Below are 20374 nucleotides of genomic sequence, written 5' to 3' on the forward strand. Positions count from 1 at the left end.
AGAAGTCCCTGTGGCGCTGTCTGCGAACCGGGGCGGGAAAATGCAACCAGAGGCTTGAGGGCGCTCATGCCATTCATTCCACTCCGACCCACCAGGGCATGAGCATGACCAGCGCGATCCCGGCCGGCCAGGCCCATTCCCACCAGGCCGGGCGCGCCTGCACCGGGATCTCCAGCGCCACCGGCGGGTCATTTTCCGCCGCCTTCAGCACCCGCTGCCACAGACCCGGCAGCGCCGCGGCGAAGGCACGCCACTGGCGCAGCGGCGGCAGTTCCGCCTGCCATGTCCGGATCAGCTCCTGCGCCTGCGGCACCCGCTGCAGGGTGAGCACGATGCGCACATTCAGCCGGCGGGCATCCAGCCCGAGGCGCTGCAGCGGCCGGGTGAGCCAGGCCAGCCCGGTCAACAGCTGTTCCCGCGGCGTCGTGGTGAGCAGCAGATAGACCGCCAGCACCATCCCCAGCAGAATCACCGCCCGCACCCCACCTGCGGCCAGTCCCTGCCAACTCGGCGACAAGGTCCCCAGTACCGGGATCAGCGCCTCACCCGGTGTGAGCCAGCCGTAGACGAACACCAGTGCGAGCAGCAGCCAGCGCAGCCGTCGCAGCGCCTGTCCGGCCCCGGGGATGCGCAGCGAACCGCGCGCCGGCCAGGACAGCAGCACGAACGCCGCCAGGCCGGCCAGACCCAGCAGCAGCGCCGGCCCGCGGGCATGCGCCAGCCCGGCAGCGAATGCCAGCAACGACAGAATACGGATGGCAGGGGACGGGGAGGCGATGGACATGAAGGAATTCTACCCGCACCGACCCTCCCTGGGCCATTATTCCCCCAGGTTGATTTCCAGCCGCAGGATCGGGAAGATCACGCTATTCCGAAGCAACTGAGACGAAGCATGAGCCAGTCGAAGATCAAGACCGACGAGAAGAAACAGCATTTTGACGATATCTACGTTGCCGAGACCCCCGTTCCCTTCAAGGAGCGCATTCTGGATGCGCTGGACTATATCTCGGACGACTTCAACCGCCGGATGTTCGACCGTCTGATCCTGCCCTGGGTGCAGGAAAAGGCCGGCCGCGGCGAGACGGTGCGCTATGTCGACCTGTGCGCCTGCTTCGGCAACACCACCATGGCCACCGTCTACGGCATGGACTACGAGGCCATCCGCCACAACTGGCGTGACACCGACGCCTGCCGGAGGATCGAGGCCGAGCGCCGCTTCCCGGCCCATACCACCGGCATCGACATCTCCGGCAACGCCATGGCCTACGGCCAGAGTTGCGGCCTGTTCGACGACACCGTGGTCGCCGATCTCAACGCCCCTTCCGCCGAGGCGAAACAGGCGGTGGATGCGGCGATGGAAAACGCCGACGTGGTGATCTCCACCGCCTCGCTGGTCTATCTCGAAACCGATGTCATCAAGGCGCTGATCGACGCCTTCGCCCGCGCTCCGCGTGAGGGCTACATGCTGGTCAACTTCCTCAATCCCTTCAGCCTGGACAAGGCGGACGAGACCAAGCGCCTGTTGCTGGAGCGCCTGGAGTTCGTCGGCAGCATGGCCACCCGCCACCGCCGCATGTCGCCGCTGGAGCAGGAGAACTACCCCGGTGAGGAGTGGTCGCTGCTGGAGATCTGGGTCCTGCGTCGCAGGCCCTGAAACCGATGACCGCCGGCAGAAAAACCCTCTACTCCATCATCGAATCGCCGGCGCACCCGGACTTCTCGCAGTTGTATCGCCGCCTCGGGCTCGAGCAGATAAGACTCAACTCCCAGCGCAAGGCCATCAACGAACTGAAGCGCACTCCGCCCGACTGGGTCGTGGCGGAGTTCTTCTACGGCTACGGCAACAACTACGCAGGCGTCAATGTCTGCAACCTGGATGTCTTTCTGTACAGCCTGCAGAAATATGCTCCGGAGGCGAAAGTGATCGTACTGGTGGAAAAGCCGGAGGCGCAGTATGTACCGCGGCTGGCCGAACTGTTTACGCTGCATGCGGTGCTGACATTGCCGGTGGAGGAAAAAGACATGCAGGCCGCACTCGATACATTCTCATAGGTTGTCAGGTCATACGCGGCATCGGGATGCACGCCAGCCAAAGCCGACAGCCACTGATCCCGGCATGAAAAACCCGGCCGGGGCCGGGTTTGGAAATCGGCAAACAAAGCCCGTCAGTTTTCGGTGGCTTCTTCCACCTTGTCGCCGGCCTCTTCCATGGCATCGCCCATTTCCTCGCCGGCTTCCTTGAGCTTTTCAGTGGTGGCTTCCATGGACTCGTCGATCTTCTCACCGGCCTCTTCCGCCGGACCCTGGCTCTCGCCGCAGCCGGCCAGGCTCAGGCCGAGGGCGATCATCAGCACGCTGAGCATATTCTTACTGTTCATGGGTGACTCTCCTTGTTTATTCATTTATGGGGTGAAGCGCGCAGAGTTTCGTAGCTGTTGCCGGGGAATGCAAGGGGCGGCATCACAATTTCCGCTCCGCCGCCGGTGCAGTCCGGCTGCAGAGGCTGGAAAAGAACAAAGCCCGGCGGGTGCCGGGCTTTGCTATCTACAGTGACCCGCCGTCGGCGTCAGACGACTTCCTTCATCAGTGTCTCCGCCTCGGACTTCTGGGCCTGGTTGCCCTCTTCCATAACTTCTTCCAGGATGCTGCGTGCACCTTCCGGATCGCCCATCTCGATATAGGCACGGGCAAGGTCGAGCTTGGTGGAGACCTCATCGCCGGCCTGCAGTTCACCCTCGCCGACTTCGACTTCCTCCTCGGCTTCACCGACCGGCGCGGCCGCCTCGTCAGTCTCGCTGAGATCGAACTCAAGCATGTTTTCGTCATCGTCGGCCAGACCCGGCACCTTCTCCTCGGCAGGTTCGACTCCTTCCGTTTCAGCCCTGTCTCCGGGAGCGAAGCTCTCCAACTCGCCCAGATCGAAATCGAGCGAGTTGTCCTCCTCGGCTCCCGCCTCGGATTCGGCAGTGGCCGTCCCGGCTTCGTCCAGGCCGGTATCGCTCGTGTCCATACCACCGAGGTCGGTCAGTTCCGGCTCGGCTGGCGCGGGCGCCTCGACCGCGGCACCGCCTGCCAGATACAGGCTGTTGCCGGGGTTGAGTTCGCGTCCCATCTCCACCACCCGCTGCCAGGCGGGATCCTCCTGGTTCTCCAACCGGGCCAGCAAGGCCTCGGCCTCGGTATCGAAGGCACTCTGGTTCCGGGCGGCATGGAAGACTTCCAGCAGCTTGAGCCGGTAGTCGGCGTTGTCGGGATCGTTGTCCAGCGCACCCCGGATCAGTTCCTCGGCCTGCTGGTAGCGGCCGTAGGCAAGGTAGACGTCCGCCTCGGCGATGGGATCGGCCTCGGCCTCGTTCTGCAGGGTACCCATATCGCTGACGGAAAAATCCGTGAACAGCGAGGAGTCGGACTGCGGCCCCCCGGAGGCCGCCGGCGCCGGCGCCTCTTCCTGCGGCTCGGCCGCCGCCGCCTCGGCTCCGCCGGCAGCGGCACCGACGGCAGTCGCCGCGGATGCACTTCCCGCGCCGCCCTTATCCCCGGGCTCGGCCAGAATGCTTTCCTTGAACTCGGTTGTGGCCATGCGGCGCTTGCGTGCCCCGAGCCAGGCCAGGATCAACAGCAGCAGGGCAACGGCACCGGCGCCGGCCTGCCACAGAGGATTGGTCAGGAAACGGCTGAGCAGGCCTTCTTCGGCCGGGGCCGGGGCGGGCTGGCGGATATCCTCCTGCAGGGCGGGCGGCGCGGGTTCGGCCTGGGCCTCCGGTGCCGCGTCAGCCGGCGCGGGTTCCACCGGCTCGGTCCCGGCGACCAGTTCATCCGGCGCCGCGGCAGCCGCGGTTTCATCCGTCATCTGTTCCTGCGCAGGCACGGGGGATTCCTCTCCCGCGTCAGCGGCAACTGCCTCTTCGCCGGCCAGCGAGCCCTGCATCCGGGCCAGTTCGTCATCACTGAGCTGGACCAGACGATGCAATTGGGCGATCTGCTGCTCCAGGTCGGCCAGCCGCTCATTGAGGTCCTGGTTCTGCTGACGCTGAGCTTCGAGTTCCTCCACGGCCAGTGCCAGTTCCGTACGCACCTGCTCCACTTCGGTGCCCGCGCCTGCCTCGCCCCCGGCACCGTCGGCAGCGGCGGCGGCATCGGCTGCATCGGGAGTGACCAGCTTGAGTTGGGCATCAGCGCCTGCGGTCGCGGCCGGGCCGGCCTCGTCGGCGGACACCGCCGGCTCCGCTGTTTCCGCGGCCGGTGCCTCGCGCTCGACCTTGCCGACGGCCGGTGCGGCGGCTGTCTCGTCACTGCGACCCTCGCGCCACAGCCGGTGATGCCGGCTGACCTCGGTCCGGGCCTCGGCCTGGCTGATGGAGGTAAACTCCTCCCGCGACGGTACGCGCAGAACATGTCCGGCCTTGAGACTGTTGACGTTGCCGTGCTGGAAAGCCTCCGGGTTGGCACGCACCAGGCCGAGCATGGTCTGCTGCATGCTCACCCCGGCATCGGGACGTACCTTCTCGGCGATGTTCCACAAAGTGTCGTTGCGCTGCACCGGTCCGTACTCGGAACCGGTGAAGGTCGCTTCCCGGCGGCCTGAGTCGGCAGGCCGGGAAGGCGCCGGCGCCGGGACGGCCTGGCGGGCAGTGGTCGGCGCGGTGGCTGCCGGCGCCGGGGCCTCGGCGGGCATAAGTGCGGGCGGATCGATCAGCATGGTGTACTCGCGCACCAGCTGTCCGCTGGCCCAACTGGCCTGCACCATGAAATCGAGGTAGGGCTCGCGCACCGGCTCCTGACTGGTGACCTTGATCACGGCGGTGCCGTCGGGCCGGGTGGTGACAGCGAACTTCAGCCGGGTGTGCAGGTAGATGCGTTCGACCCCGGCCTGTGCATAGGCCTCGGGCGAAGCCAGCCGGACCTTGAGTTGATCGACCTCCTCCGGCGTGGCCGACAACAGGGTGATCTCGGCGTCCAGAGGCTGATGCAGGGCGGAGTTTAGCTTGATTTCACCCAGTCCCAGGGCGTAGGCATGACTGGCGAAGGCGCCCAGCATGGCCGTGACTAAGGCCGTTTTCCTAACCATTTTGCTTCCTCTCATGTGCCCGAGGACCCGTCCTGTGCTGGATCCCGTCGTTTTGGTGTTTTGGAGAAGTATCCTGCAACTAGTCGTTCTTTCTCGGAATTTCTTGAGTCCGCCCCACTATAGCCTAGAGGTGGTCTCTGACCAACAACTCCGCGATCTGGATGCTGTTCAGGGCGGCACCCTTGCGCACATTATCGGCGACCACCCACAAATCTAAACCGCGCGGATGCGAGATATCCTCACGGATACGCCCGACATAGACCGGGTCGTGATTGGCCCCTTCAGTGACCGCGGTGGGATAACCGCCGTCGGTGTGTTCGTCCAGCACCACGATGCCCGGCGCCTTGCCCAGCAGTTCGCGGGCCCGGGCGGCGGTGAGCTTGTCGCGGGTCTCGATGTGCACCGCCTCGGAGTGGCCATAGAAGACCGGCACCCGCACCGCGGTGGGATTCACCTGGATGTTCTCATCGCCCATGATTTTGCGGGTCTCCCACACCATCTTCATCTCTTCCTTGGTGTAGCCGTTGTCCATGAAGGCATCGATGTGCGGCAGGCAGTTGAAGGCGATCTGCTTGGGATAGACCTTCGCCTCGATGTCCTTGCCGTTGAGCAGCTGCGCGGTCTGGGTCGCCAGTTCCTCGATCGCCTCCTTGCCGGTGCCGGAGACGGCCTGGTAGGTGGCGACATTGATGCGCTCGATACGGGCGGCGTCATGCAGGGGCTTGAGCGCGACCAGCATCTGTATGGTGGAGCAATTGGGATTGGCGATGATGCCGCGATTGGTATAACCGGCCACGGCTTCGGGATTCACCTCGGGCACCACCAGCGGGATGTCGTCGTCATAGCGGAACTGGGAGGTGTTGTCGACCACCACACAGCCGGCGGCCGCCGCCTTGGGCGCATACTCCTTCGACACCGAGGCGCCGGGCGAGAACAGGCCGATCTGCACCTGCGAGAAATCGAACTCCGCCAGGTCCTGCACGGTGAGGTGCTTGTCGCCGAACCGCACCTTGCTGCCGGCCGAGCGGCTGCTGGCCAGGGCATACACCTCACCCACCGGGAACTTGCGCTCGGCCAGTATCTCCAGCATCACCTCGCCAACGGCACCGGTGGCACCGACGACAGCGACATCGAATGTCTTGCTCATGTTTTGACTCCTAAAAATACCTGATAGCCACGGAATACACGGAAAGCACGGAAAAATGTTTTTGTTCTCCGGCGCCGCGCGCAGCGCGTGCGCCGGCAAACAATCATCCGTGTTTTCCGTGTATTCCGTGGCTATTGTTTGTATTCAATTCAACTCCGCGACCACGGCATCGCCCATCTCGGCCGTGCCCACCTGCTGCTTGCCGTCCTGCATGATGTCGGCGGTGCGCAGGCCCTGGTCCAGCACCCGGCCCACGGCGGTCTCGATGGCATCAGCCAGATCGCCCCGGTCCAGGCTGAAGCGCAGCATCATGGCCACCGACAGGATGGTCGCCAGCGGATTGGCGATATTCTGACCGGCGATGTCCGGCGCCGAACCGTGGATCGGCTCGTACATGCCCTGGCCCTGCTCGTTGAGCGAGGCCGAGGGCAGCATGCCGATGGAACCGGTCAGCATGGCCGCCTCATCGGAGAGGATATCGCCGAACATGTTGGTGGTGACGATGACGTCGAACTGCTTGGGCGCCCGCACCAGCTGCATGGCGGCATTGTCGACATACATGTGGGAGAGTTCAATATCGGGCCGGCCGGCAGCCTCCGCCGTCACCACTTCACGCCACAATTCTGTGCACTCGAGCACATTGGCCTTGTCCACGGAACAGACCCGGCCGGTACGTTTGGCGGCGATATCGAAGGCCACCCGGGCGATGCGCCGGATCTCGGACTCGGAATAGACCAGGGTATTGAAGCCCTCGCGCTCGCCGTTCTCCAGCTCGCGCACACCGCGCGGCTGACCGAAATAGATGCCGCCGGTCAGTTCGCGCACGATCATGATGTCCAGCCCGGCGACCACTTCCGGCTTGAGGCTGGAGGCCTCGGCCAGCTGCGGATACAGGATGGCCGGGCGCAGATTGGCGAACAGCCCCAGCCCGGCGCGCAGGCCCAGCAGGCCCTTCTCCGGGCGCAGGGCGATCTCCAGCGGCTCCCACCTGGGCCCGCCGACCGCGCCCAGCAGGATGGCGTCGGCGGCTTTCGCCCTGTCCAGGGTCGCATCGGGCAGCGGCGTGCCGGCGGCCTCATAGGCCGCGCCGCCGACCAGCCCTTCCTCGATCTCAAGTTCCAGCCCGGCGGCGGTCCTGAGATGGTCGATGACCTTCATCGCCTCGGCGACGATCTCCGGGCCGATGCCGTCGCCCGGCAGTACCAGCAGTTTCTTCATGATCTATTTCCTGTGTTGGCCACGTTCGTAATGGCCACGGAAAACACGGAAAGCACGGACAGAGATTTTGTTCTCCGGCGCCGCGCATAGCGCGCGCGCCGGCAGGCAATTGTCCGTGTTTTCCGTGTATTCCGTGGCGCTCTTATGATTGAAACAACCAGGGCGCCTCCTGTCTGCGCCGCTCTTCATAGGCGCAGATCTCGTCGGCATGCTGCAGGGTCAGGCCGATGTCGTCCAGACCCTCCAGCAGGCAGTGCTTGCGGAAGGCATCGACCTCGAAGCCGAATTCATCCCCGTTCGGGGTGATCACCTTCTGCCCGGCCAGATCCACGGTCAACTCGTAGCCCGGCTGCGCCTCGGTCTCGCGGAACAGCCGGTCCACGGTCTCCCCCGGCAGGATGATGGGCAGGATGCCGTTCTTGAAGCAGTTGTTGAAGAAGATGTCGGCGTAGCTCGGCGCGACCACCACCCGGAAGCCGTAGTCCAGCAGCGCCCAGACCGCGTGCTCGCGCGAGGAGCCGCAGCCGAAGTTCTCCCGCGCCAGCAGGATGCGCGCACCCTTGTATCTGTCCTGATTGAGGACGAAGTCCGGATTCAGCGGCCGGTTGCTGTTGTCCTTTCCAGGCTCGCCGTGATCCAGATAGCGCCACTCGTCGAACAGGTTCGGCCCGAAGCCGGTGCGCTTGATCGATTTCAGAAACTGCTTGGGGATGATCGCGTCCGTGTCCACGTTGGAGCGGTCCAGCGGCGCGGCGATCGCGGTCAGGGTTTCAAATTTTTCCATGGTGCCAAACCTCTTTATAAGAGCGCCACGGAATACACGGAAAACACGGACAATTGCCTGCCGGCGCACGCGCTACGCGCGGCGCCGGAGAACAAAACATTTTCCGTGTTTTCCGTGTATTCCGTGGCCATTACGAAATTTGTCTGTTGTTTTCCGTGGCGCTCTTGATCTCATGTTCGGATATCCACGAAGTGCCCGTGCACCGCCGCGGCGGCGGCCATGGCCGGGCTGACCAGGTGGGTGCGTCCGCCCTGGCCCTGGCGGCCCTCGAAGTTGCGGTTGGAGGTCGAGGCGCAGCGCTCGCCCGGCTCCAGCCGGTCGGCGTTCATGGCCAGGCACATGGAGCAGCCCGGCTCGCGCCATTCGAAGCCGGCCTCGAGGAATACCTTGTCCAGACCCTCGGCCTCGGCCTGCTGCTTGACCAGCCCGGAGCCCGGCACCACCAGCGCCTGCTTGATGTTGGCGGCCACCTTGCCGCCGCGGATGGCGGCGGCGGCCTCGCGCAGGTCCTCGATGCGGGAGTTGGTGCAGGAACCGATGAAGACGCGGTCGAGTTGAATATCCTGGATCGGGGTGCCCGGCTTGAGATCCATGTAGACCAGGGCCTTTTCCATGCCGCTGCGCTTGACCGCACTGTCGGCCTGCGCCGGGTCCGGCACCACGGCGTCGATGCCGACCACCATCTCGGGCGAGGTGCCCCAGGTAACCTGCGGCACCAGCCCGGCGGCATCCAGCACCAGGGTCTGATCGAATACAGCGTCCTCGTCCGAGACCAACTCGCGCCAGGCCGCCACGGCCCGGTCCCACAACTCGCCCTTCGGCGCAAAGGTGCGCCCGCGCATGTAGTCGATGGTGGCATCGTCCACCGACACCAGCCCGGCGCGGGCACCGGCCTCGATGGCCATGTTGCATACCGTCATGCGGCCCTCGACCGACAGGCTGTGGATGGCCTCGCCGCCGAACTCAATGGTGTGGCCGGTGCCGCCGGCGGTGCCGATGCGGCCGATGATGGCCAGCACGACGTCCTTGGCGGTCACCCCGGCTGGCAGCCGGCCGTCGACGCGGATCAGCAGGTTCTTCGCCTTGGTCTGGATCAGGCACTGGGTGGCCAGCACATGCTCGACCTCCGAGGTGCCGATGCCGAAGGCCAGGGCACCGAAGGCACCGTGGGTGGAGGTGTGCGAATCGCCGCAGACCACGGTCATGCCCGGCAGGGTCGCGCCCTGCTCCGGCCCGATCACATGGACGATGCCCTGGCGCGGGTCGTTCATGCGGAATTCCTGGATGCCGTATTCGGCACAGTTGCTGTCCAGGGTCTCGACCTGGATGCGCGAGACCGGGTCACTGATGCCGCCGCTGCGGTTGGTGGTCGGGACGTTGTGATCCGGCACCGCCAGCACCGAGCCGGTACGCCAGGGTTTGCGCCCGGCCAGCCGCAGGCCTTCGAACGCCTGCGGTGAGGTGACTTCGTGAATGAGGTGGCGATCGATATAGAGGAGCGCCGTGCCGTCCGCGTCCTGCCGCACCACATGCGCATCCCAGAGCTTGTCGTAGACTGTCTTGCCTGTCATGGCCATCTTTCTCCTGTGATGAGGCCGAGTCTAGGCAGGAATATGAGATAACACAAATTCATATTATTCATGTAAACTATTCCTATTTGGAATGAATATATGTCACTGGATATCGCCGGTCTGCGCGCCTTTCTGGCCGTAGCAGAACATGAATCCTTCTCCGCGGCGGCGGCCGAGCTGCACCTGACTCAGCCGGCGGTGAGCAAGCGCGTCGCCGCCCTGGAAGCAGCGATGAAGGTGCGGCTGTTCGACCGCATCGGCCACCGGGTGCTGCTGTCCGAGGCCGGCGAGGCCCTGCTGCCGCGCGCCCGGCGCATTCTGCTCGATATCGAGGACAGCCAGCGCGCCATCGCCAACCTCTCCGGCCGGGTCGAGGGGCGGCTCTACCTCGGCACCAGCCATCACATCGGTCTGCACCGCCTGCCGCCGGTACTGCGCGAGTTCATCGAGCACTACCCGGAGGTGCGGCTGGAACTGCGTTTCCTCGACTCGGAGGCGGTGTGTGCGGCCGTGGTCAGCGGCGAACTGGAACTGGGCGTGGTCACGCTCCCGGTCGAACCGCCGCCTGCACTGGCCCTGGAGCCGGTCTGGGACGATCCCCTGTCGGTGGTGGTCGGTCGTGACCATCCTCTGACCGGCCGGGACCGGGTGGACATGGCCCGGCTGGCGGCAACCCCGGCGATCCTGCCGGGCCCGGAAACCTTCACTCGCCAGATCATCGAATCCGGATTCGCCCGCCGCGGTCTCAGGATTGAGGCCGAACTGTCGACTAACTACCTGGAGACCATCAAGATGCTGGTGGCGGTCGGGCTGGGCTGGAGCCTGCTGCCGGACAGCATGCTGGACGACCAGCTCAGTGCCCTGACGGTCCCAGGACTGGCTCCGCATCGGCGGCTGGGCATCATTCACCATCGTGAGCGTACCCTGTCCAATGCCGCGCGGGCCATGCGCGCGGCCGTCAGCCGTCACCGCGACCCCTGATCACGCCTCAGCGTGACGGGGGCTATACTGACTTGCATGGTTGTGTGTTCAGCTGCCCATGAGGTTCACAGGTATGCGTTTTCTGCTCATTGTGCTCGGCCTGGCCATGCTGGCCTGCCGACCCGCGGCGGCAGCCCCCGGCTACCAGTTGGCCATCGTCAACCCCGCCTCCCCTTCGCGCCTGCATGCGGTCTGGGAACCCCTGCGCCAACACCTGTCGCAGGAACTTGATGCGGAGATCGAACTCGTCTTCCCCAAGGGCATCGATCAGGTGGAAAAGCTGCTTGGGCACAACGAGATCGATTTCGTCTATCTCAATTCCTATCTGTTCTACCTGCTCAAGGGCAAAGGCAAGCTCGCTGCCGTGGCCCAGATGCGCAACCTCGACGGGATGACCACCAGCCAGGGCAGCTTCATCGTCCGCGCTGACAGCGGCATCCGCAGTGTGGACGATCTGCGCGGGCGCAAACTGGCGCTGATCAGCCCGCTCGGGGCCGGCGCCTACCTGGCGCCGCGCGCCTATCTGAGGGATTTCGGGATGGACATCCACACCGACCTGGATCTGGTATTCACCGGCGATCTCAAGAAATCCGTCTATGCGGTCCTGCTGGGTGATGCCGCCGCCACCACCATGTGCGCAGTCAGTTACAAGATTCTGGAGCACAAACTCAATTTCAAGGAACTGAGCATCATCGACAGCACCCGCCCCTTCCCGGAGCCGCTGGTCGCGGCTTCCACCCGGCTCGGGCCGGAACCCATCGAGGCCTGGCGCCGCGCGCTGCTGAAACTCTCCCAGACCGAGTCAGGGCGTGCCGCCCTGCAACCGCTGGCTGACATCAAGGTACGGGATTTCATCGAGTACGACCCGGCGCTCGAAACGCTGACCCGCAACCTGATGCAGTACACGCCGGCACCGTGACGCAGAAATACCGCTACAACCTGTTTCTCAGGCTCATTACCCCGATCGCCCTGCTCCTGCTGGTGATTGCGGCCGGGCTGACCGCAGCCGTGATCACGGAATCCAACCGCACCATCGAATCCTTCCGGGCACTGCAGGCCGCCTCGCACGCCCGCACCCTGGCCAGCGGCAGCATGGACGCCATCCTGACCCGCGACTACACCCTGCTGGAGAACTGGGTCCATGCCGCCATTCCGGGCGACGATTACGCCTACGCCTATATCGCCAATGACGGCGGCCTGATCCTGGCGCATACCAATTTCAGTTTCGTCGGCAAACGCATCACGCTGCAGCGGCCGGCCGCAATGCAGCAGATCGAGACCCGCTACGACGAACGTTCCGTCACCGAGATCGTCCAGCCGATCGAACTCGGTGCAGGCTTTCTCGGAACGGCCCATGTCGCCTATTACCAGAGTCACGGCCTGGCACTGCTGCCCAATCTCGCCAGCAACCTGCTGGCACCGCTGCTGGTCGCGCTGCTGCTGTTCGGTCTGGCACTGTATGCCATCGCCCGACGCACCACCGATCCGATCCACGTCCTGACCCGGACCATCGCTTCCAGTTCGCTGAACGACCTGAAGCCGATACCCGCCAGCATCACCACCCAGAAGAATGAGATCGGCGAACTGGCCTCGACCTTCCAGGACATGCAGTCCGACCTCAGGAACAGTTATGACCGGCTGCGGGATGCCCTCGAACAACTGGACCGGCAGAAAACCCATCTGGAGACCATGCTTCATTCCATCGGCGATGCCGTGATCACCACCGACAACGCCGGCCGGGTGGAGTATCTCAACCCGGCCGGCGAGACCCTGCTGGGCTGGCATCAGGACCAAGTCCAGGGTCAGCATATCGGCGAGATCTATCATGGCGAACAGGACCAGAGACAGCTATGGGAACTGCTCGAGGCCCAGTGTCTGAAGGGCGGTGCCGTCATGCCCCGCAGCGAGCAGCCGATCGTCAACCGCCAGGGCGAGCGCATCTTCATCGAACAGTCCGCCGCCCCGATCCGCGACGCTGCAGGGAACATCAACGGTCTGATCATCGTCGCCCACGACGTCACCCGTGAGCAGATCCTGCAGCAGGAACTGCTGTACAAGGCAAGCCATGACGACCTGACCGGACTGCGCAACCGGGTCGAGTTCAACCGCCAGCTGCAGGAGTTCATCAACAGCGCCAAACTGGACCACAAGGAACACGCCCTGCTGTTCCTGGATCTGGATCAGTTCAAGCTGGTCAACGACACCTGCGGCCATACCGCCGGCGATGAACTGCTGCGCCGCGTGGGCCACATCCTCTCCGGGGAAATCCGCCGCCACGATATCCTGGCCCGGCTCGGCGGGGACGAGTTCACCATCATCCTCGCCGACTGCAGCCTGGCGGAAGCCGAGCCCATCGCCGAAAAAATCCGCCGCGCCATCGAAAGCTTCATATTCATCTGGGACAACCAGCGTTTCAATATCACAACGAGTATCGGACTGGCGCCCATCACAGCCGACAACCTGAATCAGCAGAAGCTGCTGAGCCTGGCCGACGCAGCCTGCTATGCCGCCAAGCACAACGGCCGCAACCGTATCTACCGCTATGACGAAAACGATTCCCTGCTCAACCAACACTACGGCGAGGTGAACTGGATCAGCCGCATCAACCAGGCCATTGCCGAGGACCGCCTGGCACTGTATTTCCAGACCATCGAGCCGATCAACGCCCGGGACGCCGGGCAGCATCTGGAAATACTGGTACGACTGCAGGACGAAACCGGGCGGTTGATCCCGCCCTCGGCCTTCATCCCCGCCGCCGAACGTTACAACCTGATGCCCACGGTGGACCGCTGGGTGGTCTCCCGCACCTGTCACTGGTTCGCCCGCCATCCCGAAATCCTGGGGCAGGTCGGAGTGGTATCGGTCAACCTGTCGGGCGAAACCCTCAATGACAGCGGCTTCGCCGATTTCGTGCTCCAGCTGTTCGGCGAGTGCGGCATGGACGGCAGCAAGCTCTGCTTCGAGATCACCGAGACCACCGCCATCGGCAATCTCATCGTCGCCCAGGAATTCATGTCGCGCATGCAGGCGATCGGCTGCCGTTTCGCGCTGGATGACTTCGGCACCGGCATGTCCTCCTTCGGCTATCTCAAGACCCTGCCGGTGGATTTCCTGAAGATCGATGGCATCTTCATTCAGAACATCGCCTCGGACCCGATCGATTACGCCATGGTCCGGTCCATCAACGATATCGGTCACCTGCTGGGTCAACAGACCATCGCCGAGTTCGTGGAGAACGCCGATATTCTGGAACGGCTGCAGGAGATCGGGATCGATTACGCCCAGGGGTATCATTTCTCCCGGCCGGCACCCCTGGAGGACCTGCATCGGCTGGTCAGTCCACTGCGGGCAGACACCGGGCGGCCGTCGTCGTGAAATCCGTGCGGCCGTCGCGATTGATCCACGTCAGCGACAACCGGCGCCAGGGCATGCCACAATGCCGTGACTGCACGCGTCGACAAGGAGGATCGAAATGAGTACCAATATCCAGGACATCCTGGCCGAAGAGGCCGAATCCCTGCTCACCTACCGCTGCACCGGCATCCCGCGCGAGCGGCTGCATGTCCCGGGACCGGATTTTGTCGACCGCATCGTCAGCCTCAGCGACCGCAACCCGCGCGTGCTGCGCAACCTGCAGAGCCTGTTCAATCAGGGTCGCCTGGGCGGCACCGGCTACCTGTCGCTGCTGCCGGTGGACCAGGGCGTGGAGCACTCGGCCGGCGCCTCATTTGCCCCCAACCCGGACTTCTTCGACCCGGAGCACATCGTCGAACTGGCCATCGAGGGCGGCTGCAACGGTGTGGCCTCCACGCTCGGTGTGCTGGGCGCGGTGGCCAGGAAATACGCCCACAAAATCCCCTTCATCGTGAAGCTCAACCACAACGAACTGCTCAGCTATCCGAATCAGTACGATCAGACCCTGTTCGCCCAGGTCGACCAGGCCTTCGAACTGGGCGCGGTGGCGGTGGGCGCCACGGTGTACTTCGGTTCGGAGGAATCCCGGCGCCAGATCCTGGAGGTGAGCGAAGCCTTCGCCCATGCCCACGAACTGGGCCTGGTGTGCGTGCTCTGGGCCTACCTGCGCAACAGCGCCTTCAAGCACGAGGGTACCGACTACCACACCGCGGCCGACCTCACCGGCCAGGCCAATCACCTGGCGGCGACCATCGAGGCCGACATCATCAAGCAGAAGCAGGCCCTGGGCAACGGCGGCTACACGGCGCTGGACTTCGGCAAGACCCACCCGAAGGTCTATGACGAACTGACCAGCGAACACCCCATCGACCTGGTGCGCTACCAGGTAGCCAACTGCTACATGGGCCGGGTGGGCATGATCAACTCCGGCGGTCCCTCCGGCAAGGACGATCTGCACCAGGCCGTGCGCACCGCCGTGATCAACAAGCGGGCCGGCGGCATGGGCCTGATCTCCGGGCGCAAGGCCTTTCAGAAACCGGTGGCCGAGGGGGTGAAGCTGCTCAACGCCATCCAGGACGTGTATCTGTCGGATGAAGTCACGATCGCGTGACGAGTCTTAAACGAGAGTATATTTTTCGTCGTTGCGAGGCGCGCAGCGCCGCGGCACAAGCGAGCTTGCGAGCGAAGAACGCCCGTAGGGCGGCCCCGAAGGGGTGAGCGCAGCGAATAATCTCCGTCGGTTTACTGCTTCCGAACGAGATTGCTTCGCTACGCTCGCAATGACACGGTCATTTTTACCCATGAGTATCCGCTGCTGACTCCAGTCGCTCAGGTGATGTCCGCCTCGCGCCAGGTGGTGCGCAGTACGGCATAGCTGATCAGCACCGCCAGCAGGCTCATGCCGGCGGCGGCGATATAGGTGGACTGGGCGCTGACCCCGTCCCACAGATAGCCTGCGGCCAGGCTCCCCACCGCCCCGCCGGCACCGAAGCTGAGACTGCTGTACAGGGCCTGGCCGCGACCCTGACTGCGGCCGGTGAAGTACTGGTGAATCAGATGGATCGCCACGGCATGGTAGAGGCCGAAGCTGGCCGCATGCAGGGTCTGGGCGAACAGGATGATGCCGAGTCGCTCGGGGAAGAAGGCGATCAGGAGCCAGCGCAGTGTGGTCAACTGCAGGCCGACGAACAGCAGCCGCCAGGCACCGATGCGCGGCAGCCAGCGATGAATCATCAGGAACACCCCGATCTCGGCGATCACCCCCAGCGCCCACAGCTGGCCGATTACGCTGTGGCTGTAGCCGTAGTCCTCCAGGTAGAGGGTGAAGAAGGTGTAATAGGGCCCGTGGCTGGCCTGCATGAGAAAACAGATCACCAGCAGGGCGAGTACGTCACCGCGCTTGAGAATCCGCCGCAGGCTGGTGGATTCATCGGCATGGGTTCGACCGCTGGCGTCGCGCGTGACCAGGCTGGACAGCCAGATCGCCACGAACAGCCCCATCACCACCAGCGGCATGATCCCGATCCCCTGGCTGTCGAGCAGCCGGCCGAGCAGGACCACGCTCAGGATGAAGCCGACCGACCCCCACAACCGGATCATGCTGTAACGGTGGGAGGCCGCCCCCAGGTGTGACAGGGTCACCGCCTCGAACTGCGGCAGCGAGGCGTTCCAGAAGAAGCTGAAGGCGATCATCACCAGCGCCAGCCACTGGAAGGACGACCCCAGAAATATGCCGGCAAAGCAGACGATGGACACAAGCGAGGCCGTGCGGATGATGCCCATGCGCCGGCCGGTGTGGTCGGCGATCCAGCCCCAGATGTTGGGTGCGATCAGCTTGGTGGCCATGAGGATGGCCATCAGTTCACCGATCTCGGTGGCGCTGAAGCCGAGCGACTTCAGATACAGCCCCCAGTAGGGCACCAGCGCGCCCAGCGAGGCGAAGTAGAACAGGTAGAAGCTGGAGAGCTGCCAGTAGTGTCCGGTCCGTGGCGTCACTGGCGACTGCGGTCCTGTGGTGGGCTGACGGGCATGGACGGGCATTATACCCAAATCACCCCCCGTCGCAGGGGGCCGGAAATCAGGCCTCGATCCAGAGTGTGCGGAGCTGGTCGGCCAGGGTCATGGGGTCGAAAGGCTTGGGCAGCAGACCGATCGCGCCCAGGCTGCGGTAGTGCTCCAGTTCCCGCGCCTGTACCCGCGCGGTCATGAACGCCACCGGGATATCGCGGGTGTCGGGCTGCTCGCGCAGCCGGCGCAGGGTTTCCGGACCGTCCATGCCGGGCAGCATCACGTCGAGCAGGATCAGGTCCGGCCCCCAGGCCGCAGCACGCGCCAGCGCCTCGTCTCCACTGCTGCACACTTCGACCTGGAAACCGCCGACCTGCTCCAGCGCCAGCCGGGCCACGGCCTGGATGTCGGGCTCGTCCTCCACGTAGAGGATGCGCTGCAGGGACTGGGGATCCATCAACACGCCCGCGGCGGTCTCACTCGCTCCGACCGGCCGGAATGCGCGGCGTCTCCGAGGTCACGTCGGCATTCTGGGCCCGGTGGCGCAGGGCGTGATCCATGAGCACGATCGCCAGCATGGCCTCGGCAATCGGGGTGGCGCGGATACCCACGCAGGGATCGTGACGGCCGGTGGTCACCACCTCGATCGGCTCGCCGTGCACATTCACTGACCGGCCCGGCAGACGCAGACTGGAAGTGGGCTTCAATGCAATGCTGGCGACGATGTCCTGGCCGGAGGAAATCCCGCCCAGCACGCCGCCGGCGTGGTTGCTGAGAAACCCCTCGGGGGTGATCTCGTCGCGATGTTCGGTGCCCTTCTGCGCCACGCTGGCGAAGCCCGCGCCGATCTCCACGCCCTTGACGGCATTGATGCTCATCAGGGCATGGGCGATATCGGCGTCCAGCCGGTCGAACACCGGTTCGCCCAGGCCGGGCGGGACGTTGGCGGCCACCACCGTGACCTTGGCCCCCACTGAATCCCCTGACTTGCGCAGGGCATCCATGTAGGCCTCCAACTCCGGCACCATGTCCGCATCGGGCCAGAAGAAGGGATTGGTCTCGACAGCGTTCCAGTCGAAGGCGCGCGGAACATTCTCGCCCAGCTGACTGAGATGGCCGCGGATCTCGATGCCGTAGCGGCTGCGCAGGTAGCGCTTGGCGATGCCGCCGGCCGCCACCCGCATGGCGGTCTCGCGGGCAGAGGAACGGCCGCCGCCGCGGTAGTCGCGGATGCCGTACTTCTGCTGGTAGGTGTAGTCGGCATGCCCCGGACGGAACCGGTCCATGATGCCGGAGTAGTCCTTGGACCGCTGATCGGTGTTCTCGATCAGCAGGCCGATGGGCGTGCCCGTGGTCCTGCCCTCGAACACCCCGGAGAGGATGCGCACCGCATCGGCCTCGCGACGCTGGGTGGTGTGGCGCGAGGTACCGGGCTTGCGCCGGTCCAGATCATGCTGCAGGTCGGCCTCGGACAGTTCCAGCCCGGGCGGACAGCCGTCCACGATGGCGCCCAGCGCGGGCCCATGGCTCTCGCCGAAGCTGGTGACGGTGAAGAGTTTGCCAATGCTGTTTCCGGACATGGCGGTTATTGTAACGGCAAGTGCGGGCGGCGTCTCGGGTTTTGAATGAGCAGGCAATCCATTCCGGCCACGAAACCCACGAAATCCACGAAAAATGTGACGGGGAAATGCCCGGGCAACTCCCCTGCGACTCAAGCACTGGGCATTTACAGTCAGTTCCTGTTCGTGGGATTCGTGGCCATCAAGGGGGTTTACTCTAAAGCCACCCGCAACCGGGTCGATAGCCCATATGCAACAAAAACAAGATGACCCACCGATTCGAGGGAGGCACACAGTGACCTACAAGCATGCGCACTACGGCGAGCGTATCGGCAGCTACATGGGGGAGCCCATCTTTGCATCGATCGATGCGCCGGAAGGGCATTTCGTATTCGACCGCCTGGCCCGCTATGTCGATGACGGCTATCCGCTGGACCAGCTGAGGCGGGGCGAGGTGATGTCGCCGGCGGGGGTGGTGTACCGTCTGGCGGACTGAAACCGCGTATAGTGCTCCACGCCGTAGGATGGGCGGAACGCAGCGTAGCCCATCAGACCCTGTCCATGTGATGGGTTACAGCGCAGGCGCCTCCACCCATCCTACGCAGACGCCACCCGTAGGATGGGTGAAGCGCAGCGCAACCCATCGAGGCGGGACTGTTCAGATCACCTTGGAATAGCGCCCACCGCGGCTTTCGCGCAGGTAGCGGTCAAACTGCATGCAGATGTTGCGGATGAGCAGCCGGCCGCGCGGCAGGACCCGGATAGCGGCCGCATCCAGTTCGATCAGGCCGTCGCGGACAAAATCCCCCATCCCCTCCAGTTCCGCCGCGAAGTAATCACGGAAATCGATGCCGTGGTCGCGTTCCACCGCGGCGAAATCCAGCTCGAAGTGGCAGATCAGCTGGGTGATGACGGCCCGGCGCAGCTTGTCGTCGGCGTCCAGCTCCACCCCGCGGAACACCGGCAGGTGGCCGGCATCGATGCGCGCGGCGTACTCCTCCAGATCCTTGAGATTCTGGCTGTAGCTGTCGCCGACCATGCTGATGGAGGTCGCGCCCATGGCCACCAGGTCGCACTCGGCGTGGGTGGAGTAGCCCTGGAAGTTGCGGTACAGGGTGCCGTTGCGCTGGGCCACGGCCAGCTCGTCGTCGGGCTTGGCGAAATGGTCCATGCCGATGAAGACATAACCCGCCTGCCCCAGCCGCTCGATGGTGTGGCCGAGGATGGCGAGCTTCTCCTCGGACGAGGGCAGCTCCCCGGCATTGATCTGGCGCTGGGTCTTGAACATCTCCGGCAGGTGGGCGTAGTTGAACACCGACAGCCGCGCCGGGTCCATGTCGATCACCTTGTCCAGCGTGGCAGCGAAACTGGCCACGCTCTGATGCGGCAGACCATAGATCAGGTCCACGCTGGTGGAACGGAAGCCCTCGGCGCGGGCGGCCTCCAGTACGGCGCGGGTCTCTTCCTCGCTCTGGATGCGGTTGACCGCCTTCTGCACCGTCGGGTCGAAGTCCTGCACCCCCAGGCTGATGCGGTTGAAGCCCAGCTCGCGCAGCACGGCGATGGTCTCGGCGTCGGCCTCGCGCGGGTCGATCTCGATGGAGTACTCGCCGCTGTCGTCATCCAGCAGCCGGAAGTGCTCGCCGGTGGCGCGCATCAGGTCCCGCATCTGCTCGTGACTGATGAAAGTGGGCGTGCCCCCGCCCCAGTGCAGCTGCTGCACCGGGCGGTCGGCGTCGAACAATTCCCCCTGCAGGGCGATCTCCCGGAACAGGTGTTCCAGATAGGGCACGGCATGCTTGCGGTTCTTGGTGATGATCTTGTTGCAGGCGCAGTAGAAGCAGACCGTGTCGCAGAAGGGGATGTGGAAGTACAGCGACAGCGGCGGCTTCGGCCGCTCGGCATTGGTGGCCGCGGCCCAGCGTTTGAAATCGGCCTCGGTGAAGGCCTCGGTGAATTGCACCGCCGTCGGGTAGGAGGTATAGCGCGGCCCGCTGGTGTCGTAGCGGCGGATCAGTTCGGAGTCGAATTCGAGTGTCTGTTCCATGGCGGCAAGTGTAGACGATCCCGGTTGCGGTGTGGGATGACCTTGATCAAATCTCCTGCGACGGAAAAACCCGGATC

At 64.5% G+C, this 20374-nt stretch carries 18 protein-coding genes; 7 read left to right on the top strand and 11 right to left on the bottom strand.

All coding sequences use genetic code 11. The features are described from left to right. Nucleotides 1–73: 73 nt before the first annotated feature. Nucleotides 74–784 (bottom strand): hypothetical protein, encoded by a 711-nt coding sequence (locus COW1_RS05505; protein ID WP_157745504.1) that lies wholly within the window; start codon nucleotides 782–784, stop codon nucleotides 74–76. A 108-nt stretch (nucleotides 785–892) separates the two neighbouring features. Between COW1_RS05505 and COW1_RS05510 the strand changes: the two genes are divergently transcribed. Further along, nucleotides 893–1654, top strand: a complete 762-nt coding sequence (locus COW1_RS05510) for a class I SAM-dependent methyltransferase (RefSeq protein ID WP_096366094.1) — start codon at nucleotides 893–895, stop codon at nucleotides 1652–1654. Nucleotides 1655–1659: 5 nt separating this feature from the next. Beyond that, nucleotides 1660–2052, top strand: a complete 393-nt coding sequence (locus COW1_RS05515) for a hypothetical protein (RefSeq protein ID WP_201345648.1) — start codon at nucleotides 1660–1662, stop codon at nucleotides 2050–2052. Between the two features lie 113 nt (nucleotides 2053–2165). Here the strand turns inward: COW1_RS05515 and COW1_RS05520 are convergent, their stop codons facing one another. From COW1_RS05520 to leuC, 6 genes are all read right to left on the bottom strand, one after another. Further along, a complete protein-coding gene (locus COW1_RS05520) occupies nucleotides 2166–2378 on the bottom strand; it encodes a hypothetical protein (protein WP_201345649.1) in 213 nt (70 codons plus the stop codon). A 188-nt stretch (nucleotides 2379–2566) separates the two neighbouring features. Beyond that, nucleotides 2567–5068 (bottom strand): FimV family protein, encoded by a 2502-nt coding sequence (locus tag COW1_RS05525; RefSeq protein WP_201345650.1) that lies wholly within the window; start codon nucleotides 5066–5068, stop codon nucleotides 2567–2569. Between the two features lie 124 nt (nucleotides 5069–5192). Then, nucleotides 5193–6215: an aspartate-semialdehyde dehydrogenase gene (locus COW1_RS05530; RefSeq protein WP_201345651.1), complete on the bottom strand. Its 1023-nt coding sequence runs from the start codon at nucleotides 6213–6215 to the stop codon at nucleotides 5193–5195. A 144-nt stretch (nucleotides 6216–6359) separates the two neighbouring features. Next, complete coding sequence (gene leuB / locus COW1_RS05535) at nucleotides 6360–7436, bottom strand: 3-isopropylmalate dehydrogenase (protein WP_201346042.1); 1077 nt, start codon at nucleotides 7434–7436, stop codon at nucleotides 6360–6362. Between the two features lie 139 nt (nucleotides 7437–7575). Further along, the gene (leuD, locus tag COW1_RS05540; protein ID WP_201345652.1) at nucleotides 7576–8217 is read right to left on the bottom strand and encodes a 3-isopropylmalate dehydratase small subunit; all 642 of its coding nucleotides are present in this window, start codon (nucleotides 8215–8217) and stop codon (nucleotides 7576–7578) included. Nucleotides 8218–8387: 170 nt separating this feature from the next. Continuing rightward, a complete protein-coding gene (gene leuC, locus COW1_RS05545) occupies nucleotides 8388–9788 on the bottom strand; it encodes a 3-isopropylmalate dehydratase large subunit (RefSeq protein WP_201345653.1) in 1401 nt (466 codons plus the stop codon). Nucleotides 9789–9893: 105 nt separating this feature from the next. Between leuC and COW1_RS05550 the strand changes: the two genes are divergently transcribed. The 4 genes from COW1_RS05550 (at nucleotide 9894) to COW1_RS05565 (ending at nucleotide 15294) form a co-directional block, all read left to right on the top strand. After that, nucleotides 9894–10769: a LysR family transcriptional regulator gene (locus tag COW1_RS05550; protein ID WP_096367537.1), complete on the top strand. Its 876-nt coding sequence runs from the start codon at nucleotides 9894–9896 to the stop codon at nucleotides 10767–10769. A gap of 73 nt (nucleotides 10770–10842) precedes the next feature. Beyond that, a complete protein-coding gene (locus tag COW1_RS05555) occupies nucleotides 10843–11688 on the top strand; it encodes a phosphate/phosphite/phosphonate ABC transporter substrate-binding protein (protein WP_201345654.1) in 846 nt (281 codons plus the stop codon). Continuing rightward, on the top strand, nucleotides 11685–14144 hold the full coding sequence (locus COW1_RS05560; protein WP_201345655.1) for an EAL domain-containing protein: 2460 nt from the start codon (nucleotides 11685–11687) through the stop codon (nucleotides 14142–14144). The genes COW1_RS05555 and COW1_RS05560 overlap by 4 nt, the downstream gene beginning before the upstream one ends. Before the next feature lie 97 nt (nucleotides 14145–14241). Next, a complete protein-coding gene (locus tag COW1_RS05565; protein WP_201345656.1) occupies nucleotides 14242–15294 on the top strand; it encodes a class I fructose-bisphosphate aldolase in 1053 nt (350 codons plus the stop codon). A 218-nt stretch (nucleotides 15295–15512) separates the two neighbouring features. Here COW1_RS05565 and COW1_RS05570 read toward each other — a convergent pair whose 3' ends face one another. The 3 genes from COW1_RS05570 to aroC form a co-directional block, all read right to left on the bottom strand. Next, entirely contained in the window at nucleotides 15513–16679 is a 1167-nt protein-coding gene (locus COW1_RS05570) for an MFS transporter (RefSeq protein WP_242466501.1), read from the bottom strand. 82 nt (nucleotides 16680–16761) lie between these two features. Then, nucleotides 16762–17148 (bottom strand): response regulator, encoded by a 387-nt coding sequence (locus COW1_RS05575; protein WP_096366083.1) that lies wholly within the window; start codon nucleotides 17146–17148, stop codon nucleotides 16762–16764. Between the two features lie 19 nt (nucleotides 17149–17167). After that, nucleotides 17168–18271 (bottom strand): chorismate synthase, encoded by a 1104-nt coding sequence (gene aroC / locus COW1_RS05580; protein ID WP_096366082.1) that lies wholly within the window; start codon nucleotides 18269–18271, stop codon nucleotides 17168–17170. Between the two features lie 274 nt (nucleotides 18272–18545). Here aroC and COW1_RS05585 point away from each other — a divergent pair, with 274 nt between their 5' ends. Beyond that, nucleotides 18546–18746: a hypothetical protein gene (locus COW1_RS05585; RefSeq protein WP_201345658.1), complete on the top strand. Its 201-nt coding sequence runs from the start codon at nucleotides 18546–18548 to the stop codon at nucleotides 18744–18746. A gap of 162 nt (nucleotides 18747–18908) precedes the next feature. On the opposite strand, the gene hemN is transcribed toward COW1_RS05585, so the two are convergent. After that, nucleotides 18909–20297: an oxygen-independent coproporphyrinogen III oxidase gene (gene hemN / locus COW1_RS05590; protein WP_201345659.1), complete on the bottom strand. Its 1389-nt coding sequence runs from the start codon at nucleotides 20295–20297 to the stop codon at nucleotides 18909–18911. Between the last annotated feature and the right edge of the window lie 77 nt (nucleotides 20298–20374).

Source organism: Thiohalobacter sp. COW1, assembly GCF_016629505.1.
GTDB lineage: Bacteria > Pseudomonadota > Gammaproteobacteria > Thiohalobacterales > Thiohalobacteraceae > Thiohalobacter > Thiohalobacter thiocyanaticus_A.

What these genes read in the sequence shown, in the direction of transcription:
- COW1_RS05505 (WP_157745504.1), bottom strand. Translation starts at nt 784, where the DNA reads ATGTCCATCGCCTCCCCGTCCCCTGCCATCCGTATTCTGTCGTTGCTG.
- COW1_RS05510 (WP_096366094.1), top strand. Translation starts at nt 893, where the DNA reads ATGAGCCAGTCGAAGATCAAGACCGACGAGAAGAAACAGCATTTTGAC.
- COW1_RS05515 (WP_201345648.1), top strand. Translation starts at nt 1,660, where the DNA reads ATGACCGCCGGCAGAAAAACCCTCTACTCCATCATCGAATCGCCGGCG.
- COW1_RS05520 (WP_201345649.1), bottom strand. Translation starts at nt 2,378, where the DNA reads ATGAACAGTAAGAATATGCTCAGCGTGCTGATGATCGCCCTCGGCCTG.
- COW1_RS05525 (WP_201345650.1), bottom strand. Translation starts at nt 5,068, where the DNA reads ATGGTTAGGAAAACGGCCTTAGTCACGGCCATGCTGGGCGCCTTCGCC.
- COW1_RS05530 (WP_201345651.1), bottom strand. Translation starts at nt 6,215, where the DNA reads ATGAGCAAGACATTCGATGTCGCTGTCGTCGGTGCCACCGGTGCCGTT.
- leuD (WP_201345652.1), bottom strand. Translation starts at nt 8,217, where the DNA reads ATGGAAAAATTTGAAACCCTGACCGCGATCGCCGCGCCGCTGGACCGC.
- leuC (WP_201345653.1), bottom strand. Translation starts at nt 9,788, where the DNA reads ATGACAGGCAAGACAGTCTACGACAAGCTCTGGGATGCGCATGTGGTG.
- COW1_RS05555 (WP_201345654.1), top strand. Translation starts at nt 10,843, where the DNA reads ATGCGTTTTCTGCTCATTGTGCTCGGCCTGGCCATGCTGGCCTGCCGA.
- COW1_RS05565 (WP_201345656.1), top strand. Translation starts at nt 14,242, where the DNA reads ATGAGTACCAATATCCAGGACATCCTGGCCGAAGAGGCCGAATCCCTG.
- COW1_RS05575 (WP_096366083.1), bottom strand. Translation starts at nt 17,148, where the DNA reads ATGGATCCCCAGTCCCTGCAGCGCATCCTCTACGTGGAGGACGAGCCC.
- aroC (WP_096366082.1), bottom strand. Translation starts at nt 18,271, where the DNA reads ATGTCCGGAAACAGCATTGGCAAACTCTTCACCGTCACCAGCTTCGGC.
- hemN (WP_201345659.1), bottom strand. Translation starts at nt 20,297, where the DNA reads ATGGAACAGACACTCGAATTCGACTCCGAACTGATCCGCCGCTACGAC.